This window comes from Amycolatopsis thailandensis (assembly GCF_042723255.1).
Classification (GTDB): Bacteria; Actinomycetota; Actinomycetes; order Mycobacteriales; family Pseudonocardiaceae; genus Amycolatopsis; species Amycolatopsis thailandensis.
The window spans coordinates 1-10,018 of record NZ_JBHXJK010000212.1 but is presented as its reverse complement, the minus strand read 5'-3'; the positions used below and the strand labels follow the sequence as shown (position 1 = coordinate 10,018).

Below are 10,018 nucleotides of genomic sequence, written 5' to 3'. Positions count from 1 at the left end.
GGCTAGGACGGTTAGAACCGTCCTAGCCACTCACGACCCAACCGACCCCTTCAGCTCTCGGAAATGTCGGTGGGGGCGCGTAGAGAAGAAGGAGTGCCCGAAGCGCCCGTGCCCCTGATCGGGGTCGAGAACCTGAAGATGCCCGAATGGGCCGCGGTCGACGAGACCGTGGCCGAGGCGGGGATGGCCAAGGCCATCCGCGCGCTCCCGTCCGCCGTGGCCATCGTGCTGCGGCTGGCCTGGCGGACGTCGCCGCGGCTGACCCTGCTCGCCGGCGTCGTCCACGTCCTTTCCGGTTGTGTCACCGCGTTCGGCCTGCTGGCCACGGCGAACGTGTTCATCGCGCTGCTGGAAAGCGGGCCGACGCCGGAAAGGGTGCTGGAATCGTTGCCCGCGCTGCTGATCGTCGTCGGCACGTACGCCCTGCGCGCGCTGCTCGACACGGCGGTGGCCGCGGTCGAGGGCGCGCTCCGGCCGCGGATCGTGACCTCGGCGGGCGACGAGGTCACCGCCGCGATGGTCCGGGTCCGGCTGCTGGCCTTCGAGGACGCCGATTTCCGGGAGCTGGCCAGGCAGGGCGCGCGATACGGGGTCCGCTCGATCGAAATGAGCCTGCGCTGGCTCGCGGATCTGACGTCGGCGCTGATCTCGCTGATCGCCGCGCTGGTGGCGGCGGGTCTGCTCAACCCGTGGCTCGCGCCGGTGCTGTTGCTCGCCGCGGTGGCCGACGGCTGGTCGGCGGCCAAGGTCGCGCGGCTGAACTACCGGCATTATCTCGACACCGTCGGCCGGAACATCCGGAAGGGGATCGTCGAGGAAGTCGCCACGTACCGCGAATTCGCCCTCGAACGGCACGCCCTCACCTTGCAGGAGCCGTTGCTCGGCGAGTACCGGCGGATCACCGAAAGCCTGATGCGCGAAGAGGTCCGGCTCGCGCATCGCAGCAACCTGGTCCGGCTGACCGGCCGCGCGGCGGCCGGGGTGGGGACAGCGATCGCGTACCTGGTGCTCGGCTTCCTGCTCTACAGCGGCCAGATGGAACTCGCCCTCGCCGGGACGGCGGCGCTCGCGATGCGGACGGCGTCGAACTCGCTGTCCATCACGATGCACGCGGTGAACTCCCTGTACGAGGAGTCGTTCTACATCGCCTTCTTCCACAAGCTGCTCGTGGAATCCGGGAAACGCGGCCCGCTGAAGGACGGGGTCGCCGCCCCGCCGGATCCGGCGGAGATCCGGCTGGAAGACGTCACTTTCACCTATCCCGGCCAGGAAAACCCCGCGCTGCGCGAGGTTTCGCTGACCATCCGGCGCGGCGAAGTGGTCGCCCTCGTCGGCGAGAACGGTTCGGGCAAGACCACGCTGGGCAAGCTGCTCACCGGGCTGTACCCGCCTTCGGAGGGAAAGGTGTATTGGGACGGCGTCGATCTCGCGGGCGCCGATCACGAGTCGGTGCACGCCAACATCGCCGTGATCGCCCAGGATCCCGCCGAATGGCCGATGACCGCGGAGCACAACGTGACCGTCGGCAGGCTCGGCCGCGAAGACCCGGATCGCGTCGCCTGGCTCGACGCGATCACCTCCTCCGGCGCCGACGAGGTGATCGAATCCCTGCCGGCCAAGGAGAAAACGGTGCTGTCCAAGAAGTTCGACGACGGGCAGGACCTCTCGGGCGGGCAGTGGCAGCGGATGGGCATCGCCCGCGGGATCTACCGTGACGCCGCCGTCCTGGTCGCCGACGAGCCGACGGCCGCGCTCGACGCCAAGGCCGAGGCGCGGGTCTTCGCCGGGCTGCGGCACGCGAGCGTTTCCGGGGCGGGCAGGCGCACGACGATCCTGGTGACCCATCGGCTGGCCAACATCCGCTCCGCGGACCGGATCCTGGTACTGGAGAAAGGACGACTGATCGAACAGGGCACGCACGCCGAACTCATCGAGGAAGGAGGCCTCTACCACGAGCTTTACGAGATCCAGGCTCGCGCGTATCGCGGGGACTAGGTGCTGTCCTGTGAGTCCGTTCGATGGGCTTCCTGGGCGCGAAGACCGCGGATGGACTTACAGGACAGCACCTGGTCACACTGTCGGAATGCCGGAGACGATCGCCGAAGTGAACGGCGTCGAGTTGTGCCACGAGACGTTCGGTTCGCCGGACGACAGGCCGTTGCTGATGATCATGGGCCTGGCCTCGCAGATGGTCTGGTGGGACGACGAGCTGTGCGAGAACCTCGCCGCCGAGGGGTTCTTTGTCATCCGCTACGACAACCGCGACGCCGGCCGGTCCAGCCGGATGACCGGGCGGGTGAACCTGCCGCTCGCGTACACCCTGCGCACGGCGCCGTACTCCCTGGCGGACATGGCGGGCGACGCCGCCGGGCTGCTGACCCGGCTCGGCGTCGGGAGCGCGCACGTCGTGGGCGCGTCGATGGGCGGGATGGTCGCGCAGACCCTCGCCATCGAGTACCCGTCGCGGGTGCGGTCGCTGACGTCGATCATGTCGACGACCGGCAACCGGTTCGTCGGACGGCCGAGCGCCAAGGCGATGGCGACGCTGCTTTCGGCGCCCCCGCGCGGCCGCGAGGAGTACGTCGATTCCCTGGTGCGCACGTTCCGGGTCATCGGCTCGCCGGGTTACCCCTTCGACGAAGCCCGGATGCGTGAGCGCGCCGAACGGTCCTTCGATCGCGGCGTCAACCCCGGTGGGACAGCGCGGCAGCTGGCGGCGATCATGTCGAGCAGGGATCGTTTCCGCGCGTTGCGGAAACTCCGGATCCCCGCCCTCGTCGTGCACGGTTCGAAGGATCCGCTCGTGCACGTCTCCGGTGGCCGGGCGACGGCCCGCGCGCTGCGCGAGTCCGAATTGGACGTCGTTCCCGGGATGGGGCACGACCTCCCGCGAGCGATCTGGCCGCGGCTGACGCGCGGTCTGGTCCGGACCGCGGACCGCGCCGACGTCAAGAACCGGCGAGCGTGATCGAGCCCAGATGCGAGAAATGCGCCGCCACCCGTGAACCCGGTCGTACGTCGACGGCGTCGGTCATCCCGCCGGTGAGCACGATCCAGCCCGGTTCCAGCGCGAGCCCGCGGGCGCCCAAAGCGTTGGCCGCCAGCGCCAGCGCTTCCGCCGGATGTCCTTGTACGGCCGCCCCGGTGGCGGTGTCGACGATGGCGCCGTCGACCTCCAGCAGCGCCGCCTCCAGCGAAAGGTCCAGCGAAGCAGGCTCGGCGCCCACCGGGCCGAGGGTGAAGTACGCGGAAGAGCCGTTGTCCGCCACGACGTCCGGCAGCGCGAAGCGGTAGTCGCGATAACGGCTGTCGATGATCTCGACCCCGCCGTGGACCCGCTCGACCGCCGCCAGCGCGGTCGCCGAGGTCACGCCGGGACCCGAAAGTCGTTGTCCCATGACGAAAACCAGCTCCGGCTCGGCACGCGGATGGATCAGCGAGGGAACCGGGACACCGGCGGGGAGCACCATCGCGTCGGTCAACCACGCGAGCAGCGGCGAGTCGATGCCCATGCGCTGTTGCTTCGCCCGCGAGGTCAGGCCCAGCTTGACACCGATCAGCGTCTCGCCGCGCTCCTGCCGGATCCGGAGCGCTTCGTCCTGGATCGCGTACGCGGTTTCGACGTCCAAAGCGGGCCACGCGTCGGTCAGCGGGTCGCGCTCTTCCCCGGACAGCAGCGCCTCCGCCGCCTCACGCACATCCAGACTCACGATCGCTCCTCCCCGGAGAACTTCGCGGTGACACTGCCGAGCCCCGCCATGGTCGCGACGACGGTGTCGCCGGGACTCACCGGGATCGCGCGCGTCATCGAACCCGGCAGCACGACGTGCCCGGGTTCGAGCGCGACACCCAGCGGCCCGACCGTGTTCGCGAGCCACACCAGCGCGTTCACCGGCGAGCCCAGGACCGCGCCACCGGCGCCGGTCGCCGCGATCTCGCCGTTCTGGTGCAGGACGCAGCCCACCAGCCGCAGGTCGAGGTCACCGATCGCGGTCGGCCTGCTGCCGAGCACGACGCCGCCCGAGGACGCGTTGTCCGCGATGGTGTCGACGATGCTGATCTTCCAGTCCTGGATGCGGGAATCGACGATCTCCAGTGCCGGGACGACGAAGTCCACCGCCCGCAGCGCGTCCGCCACCGTGACGCCGGGGCCGCGCAGCCGCGAGCCGAGCACGAACCCGATCTCCGGTTCGATCTTCGGCTGCAGGAAGTCGCCGATCGGGATCGGCTGGTGTTCGAGATGGAACATCGAAGCGGTCAAGTGGCCGTAGTCGGGCTGGTCGACGCCCATCTGCCGCTGCATGGCGGCGGACGCGAGGCCGACCTTGTGCCCGCGCACGCCGTCGCCGCGTTCGGCCCAGTGGCGGACGAGCCGCTGCTGGATGCGGTACGCGTCCTCCAGCGTCGCGGCGGGATAGGTCTCGATCAGGGGCGCGATCGGCTTGCCGGTCTCGTACGCGCTGAGCAGCGCGGCCGCGGCCTCCTGCAGCGTGCTGGCGTCCATGGGCTCCTTCCGACCAGCCGAACTCTGCCCCCTCACCCAGGCCCGCACAAGACGCCCGTTCCACTGGCCGGTACGACGAGATTAGGCCGAAAGGGTCTCGCACCGCCCCGATCATCACCTAGCCTGCTTCCCATGTCCGATTGGACGCTCTCACGGGCGAAGACCAGGATCGACCGCCGCGAGGAGCTCGACGAGCTCACCGCGCGTATCCGGTACGAGGTGCGGGTGCACCTCAACGAACCCGCCACGCACAACGCGTACGACGAGCTGACCGACATCTTCGCCATCGGGCACGCGGAGTGTTCGGCGCTGCTCAAGCACCGCCGTGTCCTGCCGTTGTGGGAGCGGTTGCTGCTCACGCGCTACAGCCGCCGTCTGTACGGCAAGGCGATCTCGGCGACCGTGGGTGACCTCCCCGCCGACGCGGGGCCGGCGCCCGCGACCGCGTTCGGCCCGGAGATCGCCTCCCTGGCCCCGGATTCCGGCGACACCGGCGCGAAGTTCGACATGCAGGGCCGCGGCCTGGTCAACGTCTTCCGGATCGCCGCCGGGCGGCACGGCGAGAGCTGGCCGGACCGCCACGACGTCGCGACGACGTCCGCGCGCAGCGTCCTGACCTGTTCCGCGGTCTTCCTGCGACGCCGCGCCTGGCACGTCGTCTGGCCGGTGTACCGGGTACGCGGCCTGCGGCTGTGGAAGCTCTAGGAATTCCCCGGGGCCCGGTGCGGTTGAATCCGGTATGACCGATCGCGCCACCGAGATCCTCGCCGGTTCGAAGACGATCGCCGTCGTGGGGCTGAGCCGCGATCCGGCCAAGGCCTCGCACGGTGTCGCCGCCGTGTTGCAGGAACACGGCTTCCGGATCATTCCCGTCCATCCTTCGGCCGACGAGCTGCTCGGCGAGAAGGTCTACCGCTCGCTCACCGACATCCCGGAGCCCGTCGACCTGGTCGACGTCTTCCGTCCGTCCGAGGACACCCCGCCGATCGCCGAACAGGCGGTCGCGATCGGTGCGAAGGCGCTCTGGCTGCAGCAGGGCATCGTCTCCGCCGAGTCCCGCCGGATCGCCGAAGAGGGCGGTTTGGACTACGTCGAAAACCGCTGCACGGCGGTCGTCCGAGCGGTCGGAGACCTCTCGGTGCGTTAGAAACAGGCCCCGTCCCGAACCCTCGCCGCGATTTTCCGGCGGGGGTTCTTTCATATCCGTGAACAGAAAAATGCCCCCTGAAGTCATACGCCGAATCGGAACCGCCGAAAGGATTGGTCCAAACCGGTGATCTTGACCGGAAGCCCCCGAGCTGGGAAAACTTGTCCGGTCGACAGTTTGTTAAGAAACCTTCCCAAGGGTCGGCGGAGCTGTTAACGTCCGAATCCGCTTAGCGGAAACAGGTGCCGGTCATCGGTACCCCGGTCCAACGGAGGGCGAAGTGGGCACACCACGCGGCCTGGATTCCAGTGGCACTCTCGAGCGCGGACTAGCGGTTCTCGAGCACGTCGGCCAGAACCAGGAGATTTCCACCAACGCGATCGCCAGGCAACTGGGTCTCTCCCGGAGCGCCGCGTACCGCATCGTCGGCACCCTCAAGAATCTCGAATACCTCGAAGCCGATCGCGCCACCGGCCGCGTGCGGCTCGGCACCCGGCTGGTCGAACTCGGCGCCCGCGCGATGGCGGCGACCGATCTCCACCGCTGCGCGCCGCGCTATCTCGCGTCGCTCGCCGAACGCAGTGGCGAGACGACGTATCTCGCCGTCCCCGACAACGACACGATGGTCTACGTCGCCACCGAACGCAGCGCCAACGCCGTCACGCTGGCCTGCCGCCTCGGCACCCGCCGCCCGCAGCACGCGACATCGCTGGGCAAGGCGTGGCTGGCGGCGCTGCCCGAACAGGACCGCGTCGAACGCATCCGCCGGATGAAACTCGACAGCCTCACCCTCAAGACGATCAACGATCCCGCCCGGCTGCTCGACGACCTCGCCAGGACGAGCCGCCGCGGCTGGGCCGTCGACGACGTCGAGAACGAACCGGACGTCGGCTGCGTGGCCGCCGCCGTCCGCGACCACACCGGACGGCCGATCGCCGCGATCAGCATCGCGGGCCCCGCCGGACGCGTGCTCCGCCGGACCGACGAACTCGGCGCGACGGTGGCCGGGACCGCCGCCGCGCTGTCGCTGCGACTGGGTTACGTCCGCGCGCAAAGGGGCTGAGGTGGGCTGGATCCAGGACTACCAGCCGGCGGGCGGCCTCTGGCTGTCCGCGGCGCTGGCGGCGTTGCCGATCATCGTGCTGCTGGTGGCACTGGGCGTCCTTCGCCGGTCGGCGCGTCTCTCGGCCGCGCTGGCGCTGATCACCGCGCTGCTGGTCGCGGTACTGCTGTACCGCATGCCCGCCGCGCTCGCCTTCGACTCCGCCGCCATGGGGCTGGTGTTCGGGGTGTGGTCGGTGGCCTGGATCGCGTTCCACGCCGTGTACTTCCACAACGTCACCGTCGCGACCGGACGGTTCGACGACATCAAGGCGGTCCTCGCCGGGTTCAGCGAGGACCGCCGCCTCCAGGCGCTGCTGATCGCGTTCGGATTCGGCGCGCTGCTGGAAGGGATCGCGGGCGGCGGCTCGCCGATCGCGATCACCGCGGCGATGATGGCCGCGCTCGGCTTCCCGCCGGTGAAGGCGGTCGTGCTCGCGTTGCTGGCGAACACCGCGCCGGTCGCGTTCGGCGGTCTCGGCAACCCGCTGATCGTGCTGGGCAGGCTGACCGCGCCGATCCTCGGCATGAACCCCGAACAGGCGACGGATCTGTTCTCGTCGATGGTCGGGCGCCAGCTCCCGCTGCTGGCGCTGATCGTCCCCGGCTTCCTGATCGTCGTCCTCGCGGGCTGGAAACGGATGATCGAGGTCTGGCCCGCGGTGCTGACGGCCGGTCTGTCGTTCGCGGTCATGCAGTTCGTCACCTCGAACTTCATCAGCCCGAGCCTCGTCGACGTCGTCGCCGCGCTCGCCGCGATGGCGTCGCTGTGGATCCTGACGCGGTTCTGGCAGCCGTCGGCGGTTTGGCGTTTCGACGGCGAAGAGCCGGTGAGGGCCGGAGCGAGCCTCGGCGCGGCGAAGGCCGGACGCGGCGCGCTGTACGCGTGGGCGCCGTACATCGTCCTGATCGCGGCGATCTTCCTTTCCCGGATCGGCACGATCTTCAAGAACCTGCCGGACTGGCTGGACCTGACGAAGCTGCTGCACAAGGCCGACTGGGTGTTCGCGTGGCCCGGACTGCACAAGGAGGTGGTCCAGCACGCGCCGATCACGCCGAAGGACACGCCGTACGCGGCGACGCTGACCGTCGATTTCCTCTATTCGCCGGGAACCGTGGCCCTGCTCGCGGCTGTCGTGGCTGGTTTCGCGATGGGCGCGAAACCCCGGCTGCTGCTGGCCACGTATCGCCGGACCCTGCACCAGATGCGGTGGGCGCTGGCGACGATCTTCATGATCCTCGCGATCGCGTTCGTCATGAACTATTCGGGTGCGACGCAGACCCTCGGTCTCGCGCTGGCGACCACCGGCGTGCTGTTCCCGTTGTTCTCCGCCTACATCGGCTGGCTGGGCGTCTTCCTCACCGGTTCGGACGCGTCGACGAACAGTCTCTTCGGGCCGATGCAGGTGATCTCGGCGCAGCAACTGCACGTCGACCCGATCCTCGCCGGCGCGACGAACACCTCCGGTGGCGTGATGGGCAAGATGATCTCGCTGCAGAACCTGTCCATCGGCGCCACCGCGATCGGACAGTCCGGACAGGAAGGCGCGCTACTGCGGCAGACGTTCCTGTGGTCGGTCGTGCTGACCGCCGTGGTCGGGGTGATCTCGCTGCTTCAGGCGACCGTGCTGAGTTTCATGATCCCGTCGTGACCGTGAATACTTTCGGCTTCGACCGTCATCGATCTCCGAGAATGTCCACAGTGGTCATCTGATCTTTACCGGCGACTGCTCTGGATGGATGAACACCTGGTTCGTTCACCGGAATGAGAACTACCGTTGTCCTCATGCCCATGACGCTGATCAAAGGAACTTTCCAGCTTGTCGGAGCCTCACCGGACGGCGATTCGGTTCGGTTCTATCCCGAAGATCCCCAGGCGACCAAGAAGGCGGGGCTGAAGGTCCGGCTCAATTCGCGGGGCGGGATGCAGTTGCGGCTCGACGCGATCGACGCGCTCGAAACGCACTACCAGGCCAGGGGAACCGGCGGGATGTGGCACCAGCCCGCGGAATTCGCCGACGCCGCGGCGGCGAACCTGCTGAAGGTCCTCGGCTTCAAAACAGTCCAGCGGAACGATCGGGGAACGGTCACTTCGTCGACCCCGATCAAGGTACCGGGTCACATACTGACGCGATTCGCCGACAAATACGGACGAGCGGTCGCGTTCGCCTTTCCCGGGCAACGCCCCGGAAGGTCGGCCGATCTTTCCAAGGTCAATCTCGACGTCAAAACGCTGAAGAACTCGGCGAACTACCGGCAGATCGCGGACGGACTCGTCTATCCGACGTTCTATTCACTGCTTTACCCGGATCTCCGTGACGCCTTGGCCGAAGCCGCCGTCCAAGCGCGCCAGGACGGGCTCGGGCTGTGGCCGCACGACGTCACGAACTCCGGGTTCAAGCTTTCGTCCCGGCGGCAGCTCGCCGACGAACTGGTGATCCTGCCGAAACTGTTCCGCAGGCTCGTCGACTACCTCGCGCTCGACGAAACCGGCGGAGTGTCCCTGACCGGGTTCTCGGACTTCCTCGATTCCCGCGACGACCGCCTGTTCACCGTCCCGGACGGGCACGCCACGGAATTCGAAACCCTGGTGAGCGTGAAGCGGCAGACCGTCGGCCTGACGATCGAACCCGAGCGGATCGTCTTCATCGAGGCCTGAACCGTGCCCCGTGTGGGCAAAAAGACCGTACCTCCCTCCCCTTCGGCCGTGCTCATCTGAAAGGTGGGAGAGGGAGCCGATGCAAGGACACGGTTCGCGGCGGTCGGAGGAGGCCGGCGGGCGGATGGAGACTGGATCGAAGATCGTCGACGCCGTCCGCGTCTTGGTCGTGCGCTACTGCCGGGCACGGATCGGACGGCGTTCGGGAAGCTACGACGCCGCCGACGAGGTCGCGAAGCACAGCTGCCGCGAGATCGCCGCCGGGGCGGCCGGGGTGCCCGCGCTGCTCACGTTCGCCTACGACGTCACGCGGGGGCTGGTCGACGACTTCCACCGGACCGCCGCGGAACTGCCGAACCCGCTTTCGGGGCTGCCGGGGCAGCAGCGCGAGATCATGGTGCTGCGGTCGCTCGTCGGGCTTTCCGCCGACGACACCGCGCTGGCGCTCGGCTGCTCCGTGCAGGCCGTCCGGCTGGCGCAGCACCGGGCCCTGACCACTCTGCGCCCCACCCCCGCCTGACGCGTTTCGTCCTCTGGATGCGGTAGTTGGTACACGCAAAAACCCCCTCCAGGGGGCGTAACGCGGGGAGTCAGGGGGTGCACGACG

Annotated in this window: 10 protein-coding genes; 8 read left to right on the top strand and 2 right to left on the bottom strand. The window is 68.6% G+C overall.

What is annotated here, in order from left to right; translation table 11 throughout:
* Positions 1-93 precede the first annotated feature (93 nt).
* Both ACFWMR_RS40920 and ACFWMR_RS40915 read left to right on the top strand, forming a co-directional pair.
* Positions 94-1,995: an ABC transporter ATP-binding protein gene (locus tag ACFWMR_RS40920; protein WP_378382274.1), complete on the top strand. Its 1,902-nt coding sequence runs from the start codon at positions 94-96 to the stop codon at positions 1,993-1,995.
* 88 nt (positions 1,996-2,083) lie between these two features.
* Positions 2,084-2,968, top strand: coding sequence for an alpha/beta fold hydrolase (locus ACFWMR_RS40915; RefSeq protein ID WP_378382273.1), 885 nt, complete (start codon positions 2,084-2,086; stop codon positions 2,966-2,968).
* Here ACFWMR_RS40915 and ACFWMR_RS40910 read toward each other — a convergent pair.
* Together ACFWMR_RS40910 and ACFWMR_RS40905 are read right to left on the bottom strand one after the other, a co-directional pair.
* A complete protein-coding gene (locus tag ACFWMR_RS40910; RefSeq protein WP_378382272.1) occupies positions 2,949-3,710 on the bottom strand; it encodes a 2-keto-4-pentenoate hydratase in 762 nt (253 codons plus the stop codon). The two genes, ACFWMR_RS40915 and ACFWMR_RS40910, sit on opposite strands and share 20 nt — an antisense overlap.
* Positions 3,707-4,504 (bottom strand): 2-keto-4-pentenoate hydratase, encoded by a 798-nt coding sequence (locus ACFWMR_RS40905; protein WP_093936525.1) that lies wholly within the window; start codon positions 4,502-4,504, stop codon positions 3,707-3,709. Before ACFWMR_RS40905 ends, ACFWMR_RS40910 begins: the two co-directional genes overlap by 4 nt.
* A gap of 132 nt (positions 4,505-4,636) precedes the next feature.
* On the opposite strand from ACFWMR_RS40905, the gene ACFWMR_RS40900 reads away from it, so the two are divergent.
* From ACFWMR_RS40900 to ACFWMR_RS40875, 6 genes are all read left to right on the top strand, one after another.
* Positions 4,637-5,209 carry a hypothetical protein gene (locus ACFWMR_RS40900; RefSeq protein ID WP_093936526.1) on the top strand — a complete coding sequence of 191 codons (573 nt, stop codon included), beginning with the start codon at positions 4,637-4,639 and terminating at the stop codon, positions 5,207-5,209.
* A 34-nt stretch (positions 5,210-5,243) separates the two neighbouring features.
* Positions 5,244-5,651 carry a CoA-binding protein gene (locus tag ACFWMR_RS40895; protein ID WP_378382271.1) on the top strand — a complete coding sequence of 136 codons (408 nt, stop codon included), beginning with the start codon at positions 5,244-5,246 and terminating at the stop codon, positions 5,649-5,651.
* A 280-nt stretch (positions 5,652-5,931) separates the two neighbouring features.
* Positions 5,932-6,714, top strand: coding sequence for an IclR family transcriptional regulator (locus tag ACFWMR_RS40890; RefSeq protein WP_005165190.1), 783 nt, complete (start codon positions 5,932-5,934; stop codon positions 6,712-6,714).
* 1 nt (position 6,715) lies between these two features.
* On the top strand, positions 6,716-8,404 hold the full coding sequence (locus ACFWMR_RS40885; protein ID WP_378382270.1) for an L-lactate permease: 1,689 nt from the start codon (positions 6,716-6,718) through the stop codon (positions 8,402-8,404).
* Between the two features lie 134 nt (positions 8,405-8,538).
* Positions 8,539-9,411, top strand: a complete 873-nt coding sequence (locus tag ACFWMR_RS40880; RefSeq protein WP_093936530.1) for a nuclease — start codon at positions 8,539-8,541, stop codon at positions 9,409-9,411.
* 124 nt (positions 9,412-9,535) lie between these two features.
* Positions 9,536-9,931, top strand: coding sequence for a sigma factor-like helix-turn-helix DNA-binding protein (locus tag ACFWMR_RS40875; RefSeq protein ID WP_378382269.1), 396 nt, complete (start codon positions 9,536-9,538; stop codon positions 9,929-9,931).
* Positions 9,932-10,018: the final 87 nt, after the last annotated feature.

Bases quoted from the DNA above. Each gene is read 5' to 3' on its own strand.
- ACFWMR_RS40915 (WP_378382273.1), top strand. From the start codon at position 2,084: ATGCCGGAGACGATCGCCGAAGTGAACGGCGTCGAGTTGTGCCACGAG.
- ACFWMR_RS40905 (WP_093936525.1), bottom strand. From the start codon at position 4,504: ATGGACGCCAGCACGCTGCAGGAGGCCGCGGCCGCGCTGCTCAGCGCG.
- ACFWMR_RS40900 (WP_093936526.1), top strand. From the start codon at position 4,637: ATGTCCGATTGGACGCTCTCACGGGCGAAGACCAGGATCGACCGCCGC.
- ACFWMR_RS40895 (WP_378382271.1), top strand. From the start codon at position 5,244: ATGACCGATCGCGCCACCGAGATCCTCGCCGGTTCGAAGACGATCGCC.
- ACFWMR_RS40880 (WP_093936530.1), top strand. From the start codon at position 8,539: ATGCCCATGACGCTGATCAAAGGAACTTTCCAGCTTGTCGGAGCCTCA.
- ACFWMR_RS40875 (WP_378382269.1), top strand. From the start codon at position 9,536: ATGGAGACTGGATCGAAGATCGTCGACGCCGTCCGCGTCTTGGTCGTG.